Origin of the sequence: Amycolatopsis sp. NPDC051071 (assembly GCF_040682875.1) — a bacterium.
Classification (GTDB): domain Bacteria; phylum Actinomycetota; class Actinomycetes; order Mycobacteriales; family Pseudonocardiaceae; genus Amycolatopsis.
The window spans coordinates 1-19,747 of sequence record NZ_JBFBBY010000135.1 but is presented as its reverse complement, the minus strand read 5'-3'; the positions used below and the strand labels follow the sequence as shown (position 1 = coordinate 19,747).

General features: G+C 67.3%; 21 protein-coding genes. 11 read left to right on the top strand and 10 right to left on the bottom strand.

Going from position 1 to position 19,747, the window contains the following annotated elements; genetic code table 11:
• Positions 1-202: 202 nt before the first annotated feature.
• The 4 genes from AB0M65_RS31560 to AB0M65_RS31545 form a co-directional block, all read right to left on the bottom strand.
• Complete coding sequence (locus tag AB0M65_RS31560; protein ID WP_364035738.1) at positions 203-760, bottom strand: sugar O-acetyltransferase; 558 nt, start codon at positions 758-760, stop codon at positions 203-205.
• Between the two features lie 396 nt (positions 761-1,156).
• Positions 1,157-2,317, bottom strand: a complete 1,161-nt coding sequence (locus tag AB0M65_RS31555) for a DUF1996 domain-containing protein (RefSeq protein WP_364035735.1) — start codon at positions 2,315-2,317, stop codon at positions 1,157-1,159.
• 201 nt (positions 2,318-2,518) lie between these two features.
• Positions 2,519-3,256 (bottom strand): zf-HC2 domain-containing protein, encoded by a 738-nt coding sequence (locus AB0M65_RS31550; RefSeq protein WP_364035744.1) that lies wholly within the window; start codon positions 3,254-3,256, stop codon positions 2,519-2,521.
• Positions 3,257-3,261: 5 nt separating this feature from the next.
• Positions 3,262-3,813, bottom strand: a complete 552-nt coding sequence (locus AB0M65_RS31545; RefSeq protein ID WP_034317190.1) for a sigma-70 family RNA polymerase sigma factor — start codon at positions 3,811-3,813, stop codon at positions 3,262-3,264.
• 258 nt (positions 3,814-4,071) lie between these two features.
• Between AB0M65_RS31545 and AB0M65_RS31540 the strand changes: the two genes are divergently transcribed.
• Genes AB0M65_RS31540 through AB0M65_RS31520 form a run of 5 tightly spaced genes read left to right on the top strand, consistent with a single transcriptional unit; the run spans position 4,072 to position 7,609 of the window.
• Positions 4,072-4,632 carry a hypothetical protein gene (locus AB0M65_RS31540; RefSeq protein WP_364035732.1) on the top strand — a complete coding sequence of 187 codons (561 nt, stop codon included), beginning with the start codon at positions 4,072-4,074 and terminating at the stop codon, positions 4,630-4,632.
• A gap of 28 nt (positions 4,633-4,660) precedes the next feature.
• Positions 4,661-5,410, top strand: a complete 750-nt coding sequence (locus tag AB0M65_RS31535) for a DUF4142 domain-containing protein (RefSeq protein WP_364035729.1) — start codon at positions 4,661-4,663, stop codon at positions 5,408-5,410.
• The gene (locus AB0M65_RS31530; protein ID WP_364035726.1) at positions 5,403-6,008 is read left to right on the top strand and encodes a ferric reductase-like transmembrane domain-containing protein; all 606 of its coding nucleotides are present in this window, start codon (positions 5,403-5,405) and stop codon (positions 6,006-6,008) included. Before AB0M65_RS31535 ends, AB0M65_RS31530 begins: the two co-directional genes overlap by 8 nt.
• Before the next feature lie 28 nt (positions 6,009-6,036).
• The gene (locus tag AB0M65_RS31525; RefSeq protein WP_181773350.1) at positions 6,037-6,273 is read left to right on the top strand and encodes a ferredoxin; all 237 of its coding nucleotides are present in this window, start codon (positions 6,037-6,039) and stop codon (positions 6,271-6,273) included.
• Positions 6,266-7,609 carry an FAD-dependent oxidoreductase gene (locus AB0M65_RS31520; protein ID WP_364035723.1) on the top strand — a complete coding sequence of 448 codons (1,344 nt, stop codon included), beginning with the start codon at positions 6,266-6,268 and terminating at the stop codon, positions 7,607-7,609. The genes AB0M65_RS31525 and AB0M65_RS31520 overlap by 8 nt, the downstream gene beginning before the upstream one ends.
• Before the next feature lie 451 nt (positions 7,610-8,060).
• On the opposite strand, the gene AB0M65_RS31515 is transcribed toward AB0M65_RS31520, so the two are convergent.
• Genes AB0M65_RS31515 through AB0M65_RS31500 form a run of 4 tightly spaced genes read right to left on the bottom strand, consistent with a single transcriptional unit; the run spans position 8,061 to position 11,739 of the window.
• Positions 8,061-9,218 (bottom strand): acetyl-CoA C-acetyltransferase, encoded by a 1,158-nt coding sequence (locus AB0M65_RS31515; protein ID WP_364035720.1) that lies wholly within the window; start codon positions 9,216-9,218, stop codon positions 8,061-8,063.
• On the bottom strand, positions 9,205-9,849 hold the full coding sequence (locus AB0M65_RS31510) for a TetR/AcrR family transcriptional regulator (RefSeq protein ID WP_364035717.1): 645 nt from the start codon (positions 9,847-9,849) through the stop codon (positions 9,205-9,207). Before AB0M65_RS31510 ends, AB0M65_RS31515 begins: the two co-directional genes overlap by 14 nt.
• A 7-nt stretch (positions 9,850-9,856) precedes the next feature.
• Entirely contained in the window at positions 9,857-10,624 is a 768-nt protein-coding gene (locus AB0M65_RS31505) for an SDR family oxidoreductase (protein WP_364035715.1), read from the bottom strand.
• The gene (locus AB0M65_RS31500; protein ID WP_364035712.1) at positions 10,621-11,739 is read right to left on the bottom strand and encodes an acyl-CoA dehydrogenase family protein; all 1,119 of its coding nucleotides are present in this window, start codon (positions 11,737-11,739) and stop codon (positions 10,621-10,623) included. The genes AB0M65_RS31505 and AB0M65_RS31500 overlap by 4 nt, the downstream gene beginning before the upstream one ends.
• 204 nt (positions 11,740-11,943) lie before the next feature.
• On the opposite strand from AB0M65_RS31500, the gene AB0M65_RS31495 reads away from it, so the two are divergent.
• From AB0M65_RS31495 to AB0M65_RS31475, 5 genes are read left to right on the top strand one after another with little or no spacing between them, the layout of a single operon-like run.
• Complete coding sequence (locus AB0M65_RS31495) at positions 11,944-13,434, top strand: FadD3 family acyl-CoA ligase (protein ID WP_364035709.1); 1,491 nt, start codon at positions 11,944-11,946, stop codon at positions 13,432-13,434.
• Positions 13,431-14,264 carry an enoyl-CoA hydratase gene (locus AB0M65_RS31490; RefSeq protein ID WP_364035707.1) on the top strand — a complete coding sequence of 278 codons (834 nt, stop codon included), beginning with the start codon at positions 13,431-13,433 and terminating at the stop codon, positions 14,262-14,264. The genes AB0M65_RS31495 and AB0M65_RS31490 overlap by 4 nt, the downstream gene beginning before the upstream one ends.
• On the top strand, positions 14,264-15,397 hold the full coding sequence (locus AB0M65_RS31485; protein WP_364035741.1) for an acyl-CoA dehydrogenase family protein: 1,134 nt from the start codon (positions 14,264-14,266) through the stop codon (positions 15,395-15,397). Before AB0M65_RS31490 ends, AB0M65_RS31485 begins: the two co-directional genes overlap by 1 nt.
• Entirely contained in the window at positions 15,394-16,323 is a 930-nt protein-coding gene (locus tag AB0M65_RS31480; protein ID WP_364035704.1) for an acyl-CoA dehydrogenase family protein, read from the top strand. Before AB0M65_RS31485 ends, AB0M65_RS31480 begins: the two co-directional genes overlap by 4 nt.
• Entirely contained in the window at positions 16,320-17,309 is a 990-nt protein-coding gene (locus AB0M65_RS31475) for an acyl-CoA dehydrogenase family protein (protein ID WP_364035702.1), read from the top strand. The genes AB0M65_RS31480 and AB0M65_RS31475 overlap by 4 nt, the downstream gene beginning before the upstream one ends.
• On the opposite strand, the gene AB0M65_RS31470 is transcribed toward AB0M65_RS31475, so the two are convergent.
• Positions 17,284-18,183: an RNA polymerase subunit sigma-70 gene (locus AB0M65_RS31470; protein WP_364035699.1), complete on the bottom strand. Its 900-nt coding sequence runs from the start codon at positions 18,181-18,183 to the stop codon at positions 17,284-17,286. The genes AB0M65_RS31475 and AB0M65_RS31470 overlap by 26 nt on opposite strands.
• A gap of 59 nt (positions 18,184-18,242) precedes the next feature.
• Here AB0M65_RS31470 and AB0M65_RS31465 point away from each other — a divergent pair, with 59 nt between their 5' ends.
• Positions 18,243-18,596, top strand: a complete 354-nt coding sequence (locus AB0M65_RS31465; RefSeq protein ID WP_364035696.1) for a nuclear transport factor 2 family protein — start codon at positions 18,243-18,245, stop codon at positions 18,594-18,596.
• On the opposite strand, the gene AB0M65_RS31460 is transcribed toward AB0M65_RS31465, so the two are convergent.
• Complete coding sequence (locus AB0M65_RS31460) at positions 18,597-19,559, bottom strand: hypothetical protein (protein ID WP_364035693.1); 963 nt, start codon at positions 19,557-19,559, stop codon at positions 18,597-18,599.
• Between the last annotated feature and the right edge of the window lie 188 nt (positions 19,560-19,747).

The window sequence follows — 19,747 nt, the reverse complement described above, 5'->3', positions numbered from 1 at the left end:
GGTCGTTAGAACGAACCCGCTCTTAAGCACTTACACGTCACCTGCGACGTTGCTCGCGTGAAGTACATGAAGGCCCCCTTCCTTGCGCTAGGCGCAAGGAAGGGGGCCTTCCTGTACTTCGGGAAGGTGTGAAGGTCGAGTTTCTTCGGCTGAGCCGAGGGAAGGGGTCCTTCACGCGCCGCCGTAGGTACCTAAAAGAGCCTCAGAGCTCTCGGATGACGCGGGCCGGGTTGCCCGCGGCGAACACCTTCGACGGCAGGTCCCGCGTGACGACGCTGCCCGCACCCACCACGGTGTCGTCCCCGACCGTGACCCCGGCGCATACGATGACGCCGCCGCCGAACCAGACGTTGTTCCCGATGGTGATCGGCGCGGCCGATTCCCAGCGCTGCCGCCGCAGTTCGTGGTCCTCCATCGGATGCAGTGCGGTGAGCAGCTGACAGCGCGGGCCGATCGAGCAGTCCGAGCCGATCTTGATCGGGGCGCAGTCGAGCAGGATGGCGTCGTAGTTGAGGAAGCTGTTGGCGCCGATCTCGATGAGGTAGCCGTAGTCGCATTGGAACCTCGGCATGATCCAGGAGTCCTCGCCGAGTTTCCCCAGCAGTGCACGCAGGATCGTGTCCCGCTCACCGGTCTCGTCCGCACCCGTGCCGTTGAACCGGTCGACGAGTCCTTGTGCGCGCCGGCGATCCGCGACCAGCTCGGGGTCGTTGTCCCGGTACAGCTCGCCGCGCAGCATGCGGTCCTTCTGCTCACCCATGGCGCCAACCTACCGAAAAGAGCCCTGCCGTCGAGCTTCCCTCGGGAAGCTCGACGGCAGGGCGGGTAAACGCTTGCGGAGCGTTCTTGAGTTGTGTCGATCTGTCGAGTGAGGGCCGGCCCGGCGGGTGGGTGAGGTGTAAGGGGGGACCCGCCGGGCCGGAGTATTTTCCTTCCTGTTCGCCGGTTCTCGCTTCCGTTGAACTGCCCCGGCCGTCGGAGTGAGCCGAGGACGACTACGACCCGATAATTTTCGGGGAATCTCTGAGTGGAGTTGTGAACTTCGTTCGCTGTTCTGACTCAAACGATAACCCCGACAGGGTGCTTTTGTCACCTGTTCGAGCCTATTTAATGTGATTCCACAGGCACATTGCAGGCAGGCCAAGTGCTCGTCGATTCATTCGCGGCACTTGCGTCCCTCGTTGACGCAATCGACGAGACGATTCATGATCTGGTTCGACATCACGTTCGCGAAATCGTCGTGATCGGAGAAGGGGTTGTGCTCCTCCTCGGGGAACGAATCCACTTTGTACTGACCGTTGACCTGGATCTCCCGGGGGATCTTGTAGGTCAGCGAGACGGTGAGCTCCGGAACGGCGGTCAGGCCGTTCGCGCATTCGCCGTTCTCGTCGGGGTACTTGATGTGATCACGGTGGTTCTCGCTGTCGATGTTGTTACCATCGAGGCAGCTTGGGAAGGTATGCACCCGCTTGACGTCACTGCCTTCGGGACAGATCGGGTACTTCTTGATCACCCGGTCCTCGAAGCCGGTGCAAGTCCAGCTTTCCCGCGCGTTGGCGGGACCGTTCGCGGTGACTTTCGCGTCACCGTAAAGGATCCGGAGGAACTTCGGCATCTCCTTCACCTTCTCCTTGGCGTTACCCTTGAAGGTGAGGTCGACGGTCGCGGGCCGCTGGATCTCGCCGTCGTTACCGGCGAGTTCGTTGGCGGCGTTCGGCTCCTCCAGCTGAGCCTGACCCTGCTGGTTCTTCTGATTCTGGTTGTTCTGGTTCTGCCGCTGGTTCCGGTTATCGGCACGGTTCTGGTCCCGGCCACCCTGCCGCTGATCCTGGTTCTGGTTCTGGTTGTCCTGCTGCTCTTCTCCCTCCTCCTCGGTGTCGATCCGCACCACCGGCCAGAAGTACGTCGACTCGTCACCGTTCTCGCAGGTCGTCCCGGCACCCAGCAGGCTGTTGTTGTTCGAGTCCGCGTTCGTGGAAAGGTTTCCGACGTAGTCGTGCAGATGCTGGGCACCGTTGCGGATGCCGGGCTGCGCGATGAAGTTGTCGGGATTGAAGTGCCCGTTCTCGTTCTTGCCGCAGTCGACGGTGAACGAGCCCGTGGACGCGTTGTCACCCGGCCGCGGCTTGTCGACGTTCGGCTGGACCTTGGTGATGTCCACGAACTGCGACTTGTCCACCTCGTCCGCGGAGGCACTGTCGGAGTCGCCGGTCGTGGTGGCCACCACGAGGCCACCGACCGCGATCGACAGGCCCAGCAACGCGGTCGCGACCTTGGTCCTGCGGGCGATACGATGGCGCCCTTGATTTCGTGCCATTGACTTGCTCACCTCATTCGTTTCCGGGCACGCGAACACCATTCGTACCCAGGCATGAGCTACGCATTGTCGAATACGGGGTCACCGAATTCGCGGCGAACCTTCTGTTCGCCCGCCGAGGAAGATCCGGCTACTGAGAAATACGGTTCCAGCCGGGAACCGGTTCAAAAAGCGATCTCGCCGTTATCTTTCCGTTATAAACTATCGCCGCACGGTCGCCAGGACGGTGCCGTCCTGCTTGTGGACCTCGAAACGCTCGATGTCGGCCTTCTTCAGCGCCGTCGTACCGATGACGACGAGCGGGTCCGGCGAGCCGGGAACGCCGTAGCCCTTGGCCGGCACACCCCAGCCGTTGACAACGTAGGCCTCTCCGCCGCGGGAGTAGGCGAAGAGCTGGCAGGTCATCGGGCCGGTGAGGCCGCGCAGTTCGAGTTCGACCGCGCTGCCCCACTCCTTCTCCTGCACGGTGACCTCGGCGGCGACCGCGTTGCCCGCTTCGGACCAGCCGAACGGGGCGGCGCCACCGTCCGGACCGGTTTCCCTTGGTGCGGACGGTGACGCCGACGTGACGACGGTGGTGGGCGCGGCCTGCGTGATGACCGGCTCACGGTCGGCGAGCGACAGCACGGTGAGCGGTCCGCCGACGACGAGCACGAGTACGGCGGCGGCCGTCGCGAGCCGGATGACCTTGCGGCGGCGGCCGGTCTTGGCGGCGTCCGCGAGCAGCATCCGCAGCACACGCGGCCCCGGCCCCTTCACAGGCGGGTCCGGCCAGCTCTTCTTGACCATGTCCAGGATGTCGGGCAGGTGGTACATCTCCACCAGCTCGACCTGGCACTCGGGACATTCCAGCAGGTGCGCCTCGAACCTGGCATGATCCTCCTCGCCGAGGACGCCGAGGACATAGGCGGCGATATCCGTGTGCGGCGCTCCGGACATCTCGCTCACCCCCGCTCCTGCAGCGCCCTGCGCAGCGCGCGCACGGCGTGGTGGATCCGCGATTTCACCGTACCCGGCGGGACTCCCAGCGTCGCCGCGACCTCGTTCACGGTGCGATCACGCAGGTACGTCTGTTGGACGGCTTCACGTTGCTCCGGGGAAAGATTCCGCAGAGCCTCATAAACGATCATGGCCGCGAGCGTTTTCTCCGACTCGTCCGGCACGCCGATCGAATCCGATTCGAGTTCCTCCACTTCCTGTGGGCGGGCACTCCGGCTACGCCAGCCGTCGATGACGATGCGCCTGGCGACAGTGAAGAGCCAGGCACGCAGCATTTCCGGCTGCCGGTCGAGCTTGCCGGCGTTGCGCCACGCCTTGATGAGCGTCTCCTGGACCACGTCCTCGGCCCACTGGCGATCGTGACCGGTCAGTTTCAGCACGAACGCCATCAGACTGGATCCGAACTCCTGGTACAACGCCCTGATGAGGTCGTCATGCCCGTTCGACGCGGGTTCATGATCGACTATTGGCTGCAGTATCCGAGAGTGGCGTCCCACGCGGCACATCTTTGTGCGCTCAGGGGCGATAAGTCCAGTACCAAAACTGGTCTGTCCCGGTTCTGGCGCGAGTGAAAGTTTTTTGAACCGTTCCCGACTCGTGACCGTATCCCCTACCGAAGGCCCCCGACCCGGCGCTGTCCCCCGCACCGCCGAATCCACTGTGGATCACCAGTGTCCATAGTGGACTTGAACGCGCCTCCACGCCGTCGCCCCGCGGCGACGGCGTTCTCCTCTGGCCCCGACAGGAGGATTTCCGTGAACCCCGTGTCACGCTCGGTCATACCTCTGGCCGTCACGTTGGCCGCGCTCGCCATGACCGCGGCCTGCACCACCGGTACCGCGGGACCGAACGGCACTCCCGGCGCGGCCCCCGCCGCCGGCGTGGCGCGGATCCCGGGCATGCCCGATCCCGCGGCCGAAGCCGCTCCCGGTTTGACGGCGGCGATCCTGTTCGACCTCGGACCGATCGTCACCGACACCAAGGGATTCACGCTTTACCGCTACGACAAGGACACGGTCAACCCACCGAAGTCGAACTGCGTGGAAACCTGCGCGCGAACCTGGATTCCCGCCAAGGCCGACAGCGATCTGGTGGTGACGGGGATCGACCGCGCCCTCGTCGGGACCGTGGCCAGGGCCGACGGCACCGAGCAGGTGACCCTCGCGGGCTGGCCGCTTTACCGCAACGCGAAGGACGCGATGCCCGGCAACACCTCCGGGCAGGGTGTCGACGACGCGTGGTTCCCGGTCAAACCGGACGGCACGAAAGTCCTGCTCACCGCAGACACCTGGCAGGCCGATGACCTCGGCATCTGACCTTTCCGGTGAAACCACCGGCCCGGCCATGACCCGAATTTCCCGTCTGCTGCTCGTCCTGCTGACGATGACCGCGGTGTCCCTGCTCGGGCCGGTCGACGACGCGCACGCGCAAGACCTCTCCGCGGCCGACAAGAACCTCATCATCAACGTCAAACTGGCCGGGCTGTGGGAAATGCCGGCCGGGATGTGGGCGCAGGAACGCGGGAAGAGCAAGCGGATCCGCGAAGTCGGCCGGACACTGATGATCGACCACGGCAGGCTCGACACCGCGACGCACGCGATCGCCGACCGGTTCGGCATCGCCTTGCCGAGTGAGCCGTCGGATCAGCAGTCCGCGTGGCTGGGCGAGATGAAGACCGCCCGCGACGACAGCGAGTTCGACCGGATTTTCGCCAACCGGCTCCGGTTCGCGCACGGTGTCCTGTTCCCCATCATCGCGCAGGTCAGGGCCGGTACACGCAACGACGTCGTACGCGACTACGCCACCACGGCCAACCAGGCGGTGCTGCGGCATATGACGTTGCTGGAGAGCACCGGCGTCGTCGACCAGTCACTGATGCCGGAAGCGCCGGTGCCACAGTCGAACTCGGCCACCTCCGCGATGGACGTCGGCTTCGGCGAGTTCAGCCTCGGGCTGCTGCTGGCGGTGGCGCTCGGCGGCGGTTTGTTCCTCGGCCTCCGGACCCTGCGCGCCAAGAACACCCGGACCCGCGAACGCGCGGCCGGAGCCGAACCAGAACTGGTTCCCAGCGCACCAGGAGAGATCAATGTATGACCACTGGTCCGAGGTGGTGATCGTCCTGACCCAGAAGTCGGATACGGACCCCGGTATCAAGGGCATGGCTCAGACGTCCGCCCGGATCTCGTACGGTTTCATGTGCCTCACCCTGTGCTGGGGGGTGTTCACGGCGACCGGGTGGATCAAGTCGCTGACCGGCCGGAAGGCACTGCGGAACTCGCATATGGTGCTCGGCATCGTGACGCTGTCCTTCGGTGTCGTACACGCGATGTCTTTCCTGTTCCTGCCCGACGGTTTCACCCTGGCGCAGATCTCGATCCCGCTGCTGCCGGGCACTTTGGCGCGGCACGAACTCGGCGTCCTCGGGCTCGAGGTCATGCTCGCCGTCGCGCTGACCGGCGGTATCCACCGGTTCAGTTCCTACCGGCGCTTCCTGTGGATCCATCGGCTCGCCTACCCGGCCGTCGCGATCACGGCACTGCATGCGTTCTTCGGTGCCATGGCCAACGGGCACCTCGGACTCCTGTGGTTCGGCGGGATCACCCTGCTGGTCCCCGCCGTCCTGCTGACCGTGCTCCGGTTCATGCCCACCCGGTTCCTGGAACGGATGGGCCTGGTCGAGGAACTGGTCTGACGGCCGCGAAAGGACTTGGAGAAAAAACATGATCTTCGGAAGCGTACGGCGCGGCACTCGCGTGAGCGTCGACAACGAACGGTGCGAAATCTTCGGCTTCTGCGAGATGGAGGCACCCGCGACGTTCAAGATCGGACCGGACGGCAAGCTCCGCATCCGCCGGATGGTCGACCGGGACGGCTTGGACCAGGCCATTTCCGCCGCCCGGCTCTGCCCGAAGCAAGCCATCAGAGTCAAGGGAGAAGGAGCGCACGACGATGAGTGACGGAGATCGGATCGTCATCGTCGGAGCCGGCGTCGCCGGGCTCCGCTCCGCGGAACGCTTGCGGGAACTCGGTTTCGACGGCGAAATCGTGCTGGTCGGCGACGAGCCACGAAAACCGTATCACCGGCCGATGGTGTCGAAGGAACTCATCACCGGCAGTGTGAAACCGGCGGCGGCAAGCTTGGAGCCGTACACCGATCTGGACGTCCACTGGCGGCTCGGCACGCGTGCGACCTGGCTCGACACCAAGGAGCGCACGGTGCATCTGCCGGGTGGGGAATCCCTTTGGTACGACGGCCTCATCGTCGCTACCGGCGGTTATCCGCGCCATCTCCCCGGCTCACCGCGCCACGACCCCCGGGTCCGGGTGCTGCGTACCGTGGAGGATTCGCTGGCCGTGCGGCGGGCGCTGGGGAACAGCAACAAATCCGTCGTGGTCATCGGCAGCGGCCTGATCGGGAACGAGTTCGCCGCGTCGATGCGGTACCTGGGCCGCGACGTCACCCTCATCGGCCACGCGAAGGCGCCGTTGCACCGCTTCGGGGAGCGGATCGCGTCGGCGTTGACCAAGGAACACCAGCACCACCGCGCGAAGCTGGCGATGAACACCGAGGTGCGGAACTGGATCAGCACCAAGGAGACGGTCGGGCTGCACCTGACCAACAACCAGTTCCTGGTGGCCAGCTGCGTGGTGCTGTCGATCGGCAGTGTGCCGGCCGTGGACTGGCTGCGTGGTTCGGAACTGACCATCGACGACGGTGTCCTGTGCGAATCGACGCTCTTCGCCGTCGGGGCGGAAGACGTCGTGGTCGCCGGCGACATCGCGAAATGGCCGAATCTGCGGATCGACGAGACCCCGCGGCGGGTCGAGCACTGGATGAACGGCGTCGAATCCGGGCGCGCGGCGGCGGAAAGCCTGATGCTGGGCCGGGGCAACGCGCGGCCGTACACCCCGCTTCCCCGCGCCTGGTCGTCGCTCTACGACGCGCGGCTGCAGACCGTCGGCATGCCGTCGCTCGGCAAGGACACGATCGAACTTTCCGACGGCGTCACCGGATTCGTCCGGGACGGCAGGCTCATCGGCGCGGCGGGCTGGGACCGGCCGAAGGCGATGATCCACTGGACCGCCGAACTCGACCGGCGGCTGCCGGTACCCGAGCCGGTCTTCCCTGCCGCTGCCGCTGCCGAGCCGTCGTTCGCCGCCTCCGTCGCGGAGTCGACGCCGATCGGGGAGGACATCCTGGCCCCGTTCGAGCGGGACTTCCTGTCCGACACCCCGACCGCGGCCGTACCCGCACAAGGAGAGATGCCCTGGGCTCGCGTACCCGCCGGGTGACCCGGGTTCGCGACCGGGCCGGGGCCGCGCGCGGCGGCCGCGGTCCCTCAGGTGGCGGTGGGTTGCTGGGCCTCCGCACCCACCGCCACCCCTGGGGACGCCGGGAGCCCGACCCGATATCGAGGGGTAAGGCAAGGTGACACCTTCGGGCGAGATGACCCGGGGGCTGGCGCGGCACCGCACTCGCGTGCTTAAAGCCGGAACTCGCGTGCCTAAAGACGCAACTCGCGTGCTTGAAGGCGCAACTCGCGTGCTTGAAGGCGTAACTCGCGTGCTCAGACCCCGCACACCGAGTGCGACATCCAGGCACGCGAGTTACGTGCTCAAGCACGCGAGTTACGAGTTTGAGCACGCGAGTTACGGCTTCGCCCTGGCAGCGAGCCCGGTTCGCGGGACGTTCGTGGCACGCGAGGGCGCCGGATCACGCCGCGAGTAGTCCTCTAGTTGCGGTTCAGAGGCGCTCGATGATCGTGACGTTCGCCGTCCCGCCGCCTTCGCACATCGTCTGCAGCCCGTACCGCCCGCCCCGCCGCTCGAGTTCGTGCAGCAGGGTCGCGAACAGCTTCGTGCCGGTCGCGCCGATGGGGTGACCGAGTGCGATCCCGCCACCGTTGACGTTGACGCGGTCCGGATCGGCGCCCGTCTCCTCGATCCACGCCAGTACAACGCTCGCGAACGCCTCGTTCACCTCGAACAGGTCGATGTCTTCGATACTCAGCCCGGTTTTCCGCAGTGCGTGCGCGGTCGCCGGGATCGGCCCGGTCAGCATCCACACCGGATCGGCGGCACGCACCGACAGGTGGTGGATCCGGGCACGCGGCGTGAGGCCGTGCTCCTCGACGAACTTCTCGGACGCGATGAGCGTCGCGCTCGCGCCATCCGAGATCTGGCTGGCGACGGCCGCGGTGATGCGGGACCCCTCGCTCAGCGGCTTCAGCCCGGCCATCCGTTCGAGACTGGTGTCCCGCCTGGGCCCCTCGTCCAGGCCGGCACCGGCGAACGGCGCGATCTCTGCGGCGAACCTGCCTTCGTCGATGGCCGCGATCGCGCGCTGATGACTGCGGAAGGCGTACTCCTCCATCGCTTCCCGGGTCAGATCCCAGTGTTCGGCGATCATGTCGGCACTGCGGAACTGTGAGACCTCGACGCTGCTGTAGCGCTCCTGCCAGCCTATCGACCCGGAAAACGGATCTTTGAAGCCGTATTCACGCCCGGCCAGCATGGCCGCGCTGATCGGGATGGCGCTCATGTTCTGCACGCCGCCGGCGAGGACGAGGTCCATTGTTCCCGAAAGGACCGCCTGCGCGGCGAAATGCACGGCCTGCTGGCTCGAACCGCACTGCCGGTCGACCGTCACCCCCGGCACGTGATGGCCGTATCCGGCGGCGAGCCACGCTGTCCGCGCGATGTTCCCGGACTGCGGCCCGAGGGTGTCGGTGCAGCCGAGGATGACGTCCTCGACCAGGTCGGCTTCAACGCCGGATCGTTCGACGACGGCTTGGATGACGTGTGCGCCGAGGTCGGCGGAGTGGACGCCGCTGAGCGCGCCCCCGCGTTTCCCGACCGGGGTCCGGACCGCGTCCAAGACATAGGCTTCAGCCCGAGGCACGTTTTCCCGCCGAGGGCTCATCGACGCAACCACGTCGCCTCCTTGTCTTCGTCGCGATGCCGTCCAAAAGGATCCCGAGGTACTGCTGCGCGACGTCGTCCGCGCTCAGCGTGCCGTCGGGGTTGTACCAGCGCACCGCGACCCAGACGGTGTCGCGGATGAACCGGTAGGTGAGTTCGACGTCGAGGTCCTCGCGGAACACGCCTGCCGCGATGCCGTCGGTGAGGATCCCGTTCCACAGTTTGCGGAATTCGGTGTTGCGGTCGTTGAGGTAGCCGAAGCGCGGCAACTGCATCAGATGCTTCGCTTCGGACTGGTAGATCGCGACCTCGGCCGGCCGTCGGTGAATCGATTCGAACGACGCCACGACGACGGCTTCGAGTGTTTCCCTCGGACCTCTTCCCTCGCCGACGATTTCCGCGTAGGCGCCGAACAGTTCGTCGAGGAATCCGGTGAGGATCTCGTCGGCCATCGACTCCTTCGAGTCGAAATGGTGGTAAAGGCTGCCCGAAAGGATTCCGGCCGCGTCCGCGATGTCCCGCACGGTGGTGGAGACGTAACCACGTTCGGCGAACAGCTTCGCCGCCAGGCCGAGCAGTTCGGCTCGGCGGGAGCCTGGGCTGGACTTCATCGGAACCTCACGCATGCTGGGAACTCACGGACACGACCTCGCCGGTGAGGTACGAGGAGTACTCACTGGCGAGGAACACCATCACATTCGCCACTTCCCAGGGTTCCGCCGCCCTCCCCGAGACCTCGCGCGCGGTGAGTTCGGTCAGCAATTCCTCGCTGGTGACCTTGGCGAGGAAGGGATGCATCGCCAGGCTCGGCGCGACGGCGTTGACCCGGATGCCGTATTCGGCGACGTCGACGGCCGCACACCGGGTGAGTGCCATGACACCCGCCTTCGCCGCCGCGTAATGCGCCTGCCCGGCTTGCGCACGCCAGCCGATCACCGAGGCGTTGTTGACGATCACGCCGCCGTCGCCCTGCTCGATGAACCGGTTCACCGCGGCTCTCGTCGCGCGGAACGTTCCGTTGAGGGTGACGTCGAGTACTCGTGACCACTCGTCGTCGGTCATGTCCACTATGGACCTCGTGCCGCCGAGTCCGGCGTTGTTGATGAGGACGTCGACGCGGCCGTAGTGCGCGGCGGCCCCATCGATGAGCGCCCGCACCTGCCCCTCTTGGGTGACGTCACAAGGGATCGCGTGGACGTCGCCGAGTTCGGCGGCCTTCTCCCCCAGCCGTCGCTCGTGCCAGTCGCTGATCACGACACGGGCACCTTCCTCCTTGGCGCGTTTCGCCACCGCGGAACCGATCCCGGTGCCTGCCGCCGCCGTCACCACGACCACCTTGTCCCGCAGCAGGTTCGCGCCTTCAGGGTATTTCGGAACCGGAATCACGGTCGTACCTCCCGGGGAAGCCCGAGCACCCGCTCGGCGATGACGTTGCGCTGGATTTCGTTGGAGCCGCCGTAGATCGTGTCCGCGCGGGTGAAGAGGAAGAGCCGCTGCCAGGCGTCGAGCCCGTCCTCGGCGAGCATTCCGCGTGCGCCGCGAACGAGCATCGCGAGTTCTCCCAGGTCGCGATGCCAGTTCGCCCAGACCAGTTTGGACACTTCCGCCACGCCGGGTGAGGAGTCGCCGAGGGTGCGGATCGCGTGGACCCGCATCACTTCCAGGCCGACCCAGGCCCGGTCGATCCGCTCGGCGACGACCGGGTCGTCCGGGGCGATCCTGGTGAGTTCTTCGAGTTCCCGGCGGAAGCCGACCTGTTGGCCGAGCGTCGCGACACCCCGTTCGAAGGCCAAGGTGCCCATGGCGACCCGCCAGCCGTCTCCGGGATCGCCGACCACCAGGTCCTTCGCGGTGCGAGCGCCATCAAAGAAGACCTCGTTGAATTCGGACGTCCCGGTGAGCTGCTGGATCGGGCGTACCTCGACGCCGGGTTGCCGCATCGGAACGAGCAAATAGGACAATCCTTTGTGGCGTTTCGAACCCGGCTCGGTCCTGGCGAGGACGAAACACCAGTCGGCCACATGCGCGAGCGACGTCCAGACCTTCTGTCCCCGCAGCACCCACTCGTCGCCCTCGAGGGTCGCGGTGGTCGACACCGCGGCGAGGTCGGAACCGGCGCCGGGCTCGGAATAGCCCTGGCACCACAGTTCCTCGACGGCCACGATCGGCGGCAAGAACCTCCGTCGCTGTTCCGGGGTACCGAAAGCGATCAGGGTCGGGCCGAGGAGTTCCTGCGCAAGGTGACTCACCCGCGCCGGTGCTCCCGCCCGCGCGTACTCCTCGTGGAAGACCACCTGTTGTTCGAGTGTCGCACCCTGACCGCCGTGCTCGACCGGCCAGCCGACGCACGTCCAGCCCGCCGTCGCGAGCCGCCGTTCCCATTCGACCCGCTCGTCGAAGGCCTCGTGCTCCCGCCCCGGACCGCCCAAGCCGCGCAGTTCCGGCGGCAGGTTTTCCGCCAGCCAGGTGCGCACACGATCGCGAAAGCCGTCCTCTGTCACGCACGCCTCCTCTAGCCAAACCAGAGCCTGCTGCGTAGGCTACCCTACCAAGCACTTGCTAGGGAGGAGAGCGTGCGTCCCGGCCGGCAGGCCCCGTCATCGGGCCGGCAGGGCGCTTTCCTCGAAGGGTGGGATCGCGGGCCGAACGCGCCCTGGCGACACGATCGCGGTCGCGCGCAGGCTGGCGTGAACTAGGGAGGCTCGATGTCCGAAGGGACCATCCCGGCGGCGCTCGACCGGGCCGCGGAACGCTTCGCCGGACGAGAAGCACTCGTCGACGGCGACATCCGGTTCACCTATGCCGAACTCGCGTACCGGGTGCGGCAGGCCGCCCACTTCTTCGAGGGTCACGAGCGCGTCGCGATCTGCGCCCCCAACACCTGGCACTGGGTCGTCGCCGGACTCGGCGCGCTCTACGCCGGTGCGACGCTGATCCCGGTCAACACCCGCTTCACCGCCCGCGAGACCATCGACATCCTCGGCCGCGCGGGGGTTTCCGCGCTCGCGATCACCGGCACGTTCCTCGGCACGGACAGGCTGGCCGACCTCGGCGACGCCCGCCCCGGCACCGTCCTGCGGATCCCCGTCGAAGGTGTCGAGACACCGGTCGACGGCGTGGCGGAATGGGACGTGCTCGCCGGCTTCGACGGCGAGTTCGCCAGTCCCGCCGAGCCCGGCGGGGTCAGCGACATCCTGTTCACCTCGGGGACCACCGGCCGCAGCAAGGGCGCGATGAGCAGTCATCGGCAGACCTTGAGCGTCGCCGGGGCCTGGGCGGACTGCGGTGACCTGAGCGAGCGCGACCGATACCTCGTAATCAATCCGTTTTTCCACAGTTTCGGCTATAAGGCGGGGATCGTCGCCGCCGTGCTGCGTGGCGCGACGATCATTCCGCAGCGCACCTTCGACGTCCGCGAAACCTTGCGGCTCATCGAAACCGAGCGCGTCACCGTATTGCCGGGCGCGCCGACGATCCACCAGGTGCTGCTGGACGCACCCGAACGCGCGAATCATGACCTCTCCAGCCTGCGGCTCGCCGTCACCGGGGCCGCCACCGTGCCGGTCACCCTCGTCGAACGGATGCGGACGGAACTGAGCTTCGACACCGTGCTCACCGCGTACGGGCTCACTGAAGCCGTCGTCGCGACGATGTCCCGTCCCGGCGACGACGCGAAACTGGTGGCGAACTACACCGGCCGCGCGACGGCGGGGTTCGAAGTGAGACTCGGCGAGCACGACGAGGTCCTGCTGCGTGGGCCGAACGTGATGCTGGGTTATCTCGACGATCCGGAAGCCACCGCGAAGGCCGTCGACGCCGACGGGTGGCTGCACACCGGCGACGTCGGCGAGTCGAACGAAAACGGCTATCTGAAGATCGTCGACCGCATCAAGGACATGTACGTCTGCGGTGGGTTCAACGTCTACCCGGCTGAAATCGAGCAGGTGCTCAGCAGGCTGGACGGCGTCGCGGAGTCCGCCGTCGTCGGCGTGCCGGACCATCGGCTCGGCGAGGTCGGCAAGGCTTTCGTCGTCCCGCGTGCCGGAGCCGAATTGTCCACTGAGGACGTCCTGACGCACTGCGAGGGCGAACTGGCCAACTACAAACTTCCTCGCTTTGTCGACTTCGTGGCGGAACTGCCGCGGAATCTGTCGGGGAAAGTACTGAAACGCGTGTTGCGGGAGGAGAACGGATGACCGTCGAGTACGAGCGGCGCGGGCCGGTGGCCGTCGTCACGATGAACCGGCCGGAGTACCGGAACGCGCAGAACTCGGCGATGACGTACGCGCTCGACGCGGCGTTCACCCGTGCGGTGGACGATCCCGAGGTCAAGGTGATCGTGCTGGCCGGGGCGGGTAAGCATTTCTCCGCCGGGCACGACATCGGGACGCCGGAACGCGACGTGGACGTCTCGTTCGAGCGCAAGGCGGTGCTGTGGTGGGATCACGTCGGCACCGAGGGCGGCGATCAGCGGTTCGCCCGCGAATCGGAGGTCTACCTCGGCATGTGCCGTCGGTGGCGGGAAATCCCGAAGCCGACCATCGCGAGTGTGCAGGGCGCGTGCATCGCGGGCGCGCTGATGCTGGCGTGGGTATGCGACCTGATCGTCGCCTCCGACGACGCGTTCTTCGCCGATCCGGTGGTACGTATGGGAATTCCTGGTGTCGAGTACTTCGCGCATCCGTGGGTGCTCGGTCCGCGTGCGGCCAAGGAGGTGCTGTTCACCGGTGAGCGTTTCACCGCCCGGCAGGCCAAGGAATGGGGCATGCTCAACCGCGTCGTCCCGCGTGCCGACCTCGAAACCGAGACGATGGCGCTGGCAGAGAAGATCGCGGTGATGCCGCGGATGGGCTTGGCGCTGGCGAAGAAGGCGGTCAACCAGGCCGAAGACCTGATGGGTCTCCGGTCCGGAATGGACTCCGTATTCGGCTTGCACCACTTCGCGCACGCGCACAACGCCGAAGTGTCCGGCGGGGATTCCCTTGGCGGGCAGGACGCGCGCTCGATGCGGGACGCGAGTTCGTGATGGACCTCGACCTCGACAGGCACACGCTCGCCTTCCGTGACGAAGCACGCTCCTGGCTCGCCGAGCATGTTCCAGCCGAGCCGCTGAAGTCGTTCGATACCGTGGAAGGCTTCGCCCAGCACCGCGACTGGGAGGCGAAGCTGACCGACGCCCGGTGGTCGGTGGTCTCGTGGCCACGCGAGTACGGCGGCCGGGACGCGAGCCTGCTGGAATGGGTCCTGTTCGAGGAGGAGTACTACGCGGCGGGTGCGCCGTCGCGGGTCAACCAGAACGGTATCTTCATGCTCGCGCCCACGTTGTTCTCCCATGGCACGGAAGAACAACAGCGCCGCGTCTTGCCCAAGATGGCGCGTTCGGAAGAGGTCTGGGCCCAGGCGTGGTCGGAACCCGAGGCCGGCAGCGACATCGCCGCCCTCCGGAGCACCGCGACCCGATGCGACGGCGGCTGGCGGGTCAGCGGGCAGAAGACGTGGAGCTCGCGGGCGACGTTCGCCGATCGCGCGTTCGGCCTGTTCCGCAGTGATCCGGATTCGGTGCGGCACAAGGGTCTCACTTACCTGATGGTGGATCTGCGTGCCGACGGGGTCACCGTCCGGCCGATCCCTCAGCTGGACGGCGAACCCGGTTTCGCGGAGATCTTCTTCGACGACGTCTTCGTGCCCGACGAGGACGTGATCGGCACTCCTGGCGAAGGCTGGCGTGTCGCGATGACGACGGCGAACAACGAACGCGGCCTCTCCTTGCGCAGTCCCGGGAGATTCCTTGCCGCGGCCGACAGGCTGGTCTCGTTGTGGACGGACGCCGGACGTCCGGCGCAGACGGCGGACCGGGTCGCCGACGCGTGGATCGGCGCGCGTGCCTACCAGCTGTACACCCTCGGCACGGTCACCCGGCTGTCCGCAGGCGCCGAGCTCGGGTCGGAATCGAGTGTGAACAAGCTCTTCTGGTCCCATCTCGACGTCGCACTGCACGAGACGGCACTCGACGTCCTCGGCCCGGACGCCGAACTACGCGGCCGGTGGAGTGACGGCTGGCTGTTCTCGCTGGCGGGCCCGATCTACGGCGGGACCGACCAGATCCAGCGGTCCATTGTCGCCGAGCGGCTGCTCGGCCTGCCGAAGGGGGCTCGATGAGGTTCGCGCTTTCCGGTGAGCAGGAACAGTTCTCGCGAAGCCTGCACGATCTGTTGTCCGGTGTGGACACCGACGCGGCCAACCGTTCTTGGGCGGCCGCGGATCACGGCCCGGGACTCAAGATCTGGCGGCGGCTCGCGGAACTCGGGGTGACCGCGCTGGCGGTTCCCGAGCGGTACGACGGGCTCGGCGCCTCGCCGGTCGATCTGGCCGTGGGGTTCGAGCGGCTGGGCTATCATTGCGTTCCCGGTCCGTGGACCGACACCGTCGCGGTGCTGCCGTCGTTGCTGGACGACGAGTTGCTGTCGTCGGTGTCGTCCGGGGAGACGCTGGCGTCGGTGGCGTTCGCGCCACACGTGCCCTATGCCTTGGATTCCGACGTCGCCGATGCGCGGATCGCGGTCGAGAACGGCAGGCTTCGCGCCTTCACTCCCGGCGACCTCTTGTCCTCTGTGGACGGATCACGGCGACTGTTCCCGCCGAGGACGGGCGACGATCTCGGCAGCGCGATCGACGCGGACCGCGCGTTCGAACTGGGCTGCCTTGCCACCGCCGCGCAGTTGCTCGGCGCGGGCCGGTGGCTGCTCGACACGGCTGTCGCGTATGCCGCGCAACGCAAGCAGTATGGACGGGAGATCGGCGGGTATCAGGCTGTCAAGCATCTGCTCGCCGATGTCGCGACCGGTCTCGCGCTGGCCGAGCCACTGCTGTTCGGCGCGGCCGTCACCCTGGACCGCCGCGACGTGTCCGCCGCCAAGGTGGCGTGTGGCGACGCGGCGCATCTCGCCGCCCGGACCGGGCTGCAGGTCCACGGCGCGATCGGCTACACCGCCGAACACGCGCTCGGCCTGCGGTTGACGCGGGTCCGTGCGCTCGTCGGCGCTTGGGGTACGCCGAGGTTCCACCGGGAGCGGGTACTGTCATGACGTTCACCAGCGAGCAGGACGCGCTGCGGGACAGCGTCCGGAAGCTGTTGGACCGGGAAGCGGATCCTTGGCCGGAATTGTGCGAGCAGATCGGTGTGGCGGCGTTGGCCGTTCCCGAACGGTTCGGAGGCCTCGGAGCCGGGACGACCGAGTTACAGGTCGTCGCCGAGGAACTCGGCCGTGTGCTGGCGGATGTCCCGTTCCTCGGCTCAGCCGTGCTCGCGGTGCACGCCCTGCTGGCCACCGGCAACGAGGAGGCCTGCGAACGGCTCCTTCCCCGGCTCGCGGAAGGTGTCGTCGGCGCCGTGGCATGGACGTCGGCGGAAGGCCGATGGGACACGCCGGCTTGCCGGGCGTCCCAGTCCACTGTGGAGGGTGAGGCGCATTACGTCCTTCACGGTGACGAAGCCGAAATCCTGCTGGTGCTCGCCGGGACCTCGCTGTACGAGGTCTCCGATGCCCAACGTGTACGGACGCCGGCGATGGACGAGACCCGGCGGCTGGCCCGGTTGACCTTCGACGGCACACCGGCCCGGCTGATCGGCTCGGTCGATCTCACCACGTTACGCGATCTCGCGTGCGCCGTCCTGGCAGCGGAACAGGCAGGCGCGGCGGCGCGGGCGTTCGAACTGACCGTCGAGTACAGCAAGCAGCGGCACCAGTTCGGCAGGCCGATCGGCGGTTTCCAGGCGCTGAAGCACCGGATGGCGGATCTCCATGTCCTGGTGGAGACCGCGCGTTCGGCGGCCTACGCGGCCCCGGAGTCGAGCAGGATGGCGGCGGTGGCGAAGGTGCACTGCTCGGAGGCGCTGGCGACGGTGGCGGGCGAGATGATCCAGTTGCACGGCGGGATCGCGATCACCTGGGAGCATCCGGCGCACCGCTATTTCAAGCGGGCGCACGGCGCGGCTCACCTGTTCGGCGCGCCCGGCGAGCACCTGAGGCGGGTGCGCCCGGCGGCTACCGCCGAGCCAGGAACCGGGTGATCGCGCGGATCCGGTCGCCGTCGAGGGTGAGGACCATCAACCCGGCCGGGTCTTCGCCGTGCCGGCACTGGAACGCGGGCTGATTGTTCGCCCGTGTCGGCGTCATCGTGAAACCTGGCAGGACCGGTACGGCCATGGTCACCCGCAGGAAGCCGGCGATCGCGTCGAGGCCGTGGTACTCGTGCGGCGCGGGCGGCATGGCGAGCCAGGCGTCGTCGGTGAGCAGCCGGATGACGCCGTCGAGGTCACCCGCCGTGAACGCGTCGGCGAAACGCCTGGTCAGCTCCCGCTCGTGTGGTGACGGACGGTGTGCGGTGCAGGCTCGGTGCTTGTCGAGCGAGGCGCGGGCACGCTGGAGCATGCCCTTGACCGCGGTCTCGGTGGTGCCGAGCATGCTCGCGACCTCACCGGCCGGGAAGCAGAGGACGTCGCGCAGCACGAGGGTGGCCGCCTGCCTCGGCGGGAGGAGCTGGAGGCCGGTGATGAACGCGAGCTCGACCGCCTCCCGGTTGCTGTAGCGCGCTTCGGGTCCGGGCTCGCTGTCCGGGAGCTCGTCCAAGTACGGCTCCAGCCAGGTGACCTCGCCGCGGCGGCTGGGCTCCGGCGGGTCGAACGGCGGCACCGGCTCCGGCGGGCGACGGCGGCCCGTGTCGCGCAGGACGTTCAGGCAGCGGTTGGTGGCGATACGGTAGAGCCACGTGCGGAGCGACGAGCGGCCCTCGAAGCCGTCGAGACCGCGCCACGCGGCGAGCAGCGTCTCCTGGACAGCGTCCTCGGCGTCGGTGAGGGAGCCGAGGATGCGGTAGCAGTGCAGATGCAGCTCGTGCCGGTAGGACTCGATGAGCTCGCTCACCCGGCCGATCTTGTCACGCACCGTTCCACTTCGGGCGGCTCCGGTGTCTGACCTGGTGACCGTCGACGAAAGGACCCGTCATGACCAGCCCAGCATTGGACGTCGCGCTCTCCTACCACCGGGCCTGGACCGGCAAGGACTTCGAGAAGGCGATGACCTACGTCGCCGACGACATCGTGTGCCACGCACCCGCCGGACGTCTCTCCGGCGCGGAGGCGTTCCGCGGGTTCATGGGGCCGTTCACCCAGATCCTGACCGGGTCGACGCTGCTTTCGGCGTTCGGGGACGAGACCACCGCGCTGCTGATGTACGACACGGCGACCCTGCCGGTGGCGAGCGCTCCGGGGGCGGAGCTGGTGACCGTGCGGGAGGGGAAGATCGTGGAGCTGCGGATCGTGTTCGATCGGGCGCCCTTCGACGCTGCTCGGGCATAGTCACCTGCTCGCGCCATGCTTGAGCAGAATGTTCGGGCGAGGGCGGGCTTGAGCGGTGCGGAACGCGGCTCGCAGCTCTTCGGCCACTTTGCCTGGCTCGGTGCGCAGCCGGGACGGCAGCGTTTGGAGCACGACGATCCCGGCGGCGACATACCGCGCGTTGCGGGCGACGGTGGCACGGTGGCCGTCGAGCCCGGCGTGGTGGAGGTAGGAGTCGATCTCCCAGGCCAGGGCGATGTCGTCGCACCAGAAGTCCGGAGTGGCGATGTAGGTGCCGCGGGCGTCGTAGATCGGGACGTTCCACCGGCCCTGCGGGAGGCCGGACCTCCGCCAGAGGCGCCAGGCGTCGGCTTCTGCCACGGATCTGGCACCGGAGAGGAGCGGAACGAGCGCTCGTCTCGGCATCGCGGTCCCCGCGGTGCGGCCTTGGTCGAGCTCGTCAGCGAGCATCTCCGGGGTACAGAAGCGACGCTGGACGGCCTCGGCCATCATCGCTTGGACTTCCTCTTCGTTGCTGAACCGTCGCGCGGCGTCGATGACGGCTCGGTGCACGGGGGCCACTGGGAGATCGCCGCGCAGGTGCGGTCGAGGCAGGCGAGTGGTGCGTTCCACGTGCACGAACCCCGAGTCGGCGATGTCGCGGCTCGCGGGTATGAGGACGTGCACGTTCTCATGATCGGGGAGTCTTTCCAGGCCATGGCGGCGAAGTGCGTACGTTCCGGTGAGCACCGCGTCCCTGCGGCCATGGAGCATCGCCGCGCGAACCCGGTGCTCGTCGGTGGGGTCACCGTTGCTCAACAGCACGATTCCGGGCAGCAGTGTCCGCCACGGGCCGCCCGTGACGCAGCGCCGGGAAATGGTCCGGCGCGGAACGCCGATCTGTTCGAGGTCGGCCACGCGCACCACTTCCGGTCGATCCGGAGCGGTGAGCAGGGGGTTTGACGTCCAGGTTCCTCTTCGCACCCGGCCACCTTGCGACAGGCCACCGACAGTTCCCGGCCTTTCGCCTGTACGAAAGTCCCTGTCACGCAAGAAGCGTGTCGTTCATGAAGGATTTGGGACAGTCAACGTCCCAAACACCAAAAAAAAAAAAAAACGCCACAAACAACACCCCCAACCCACACCAGGGAGTGGCAGCCACCCCCCCCGCC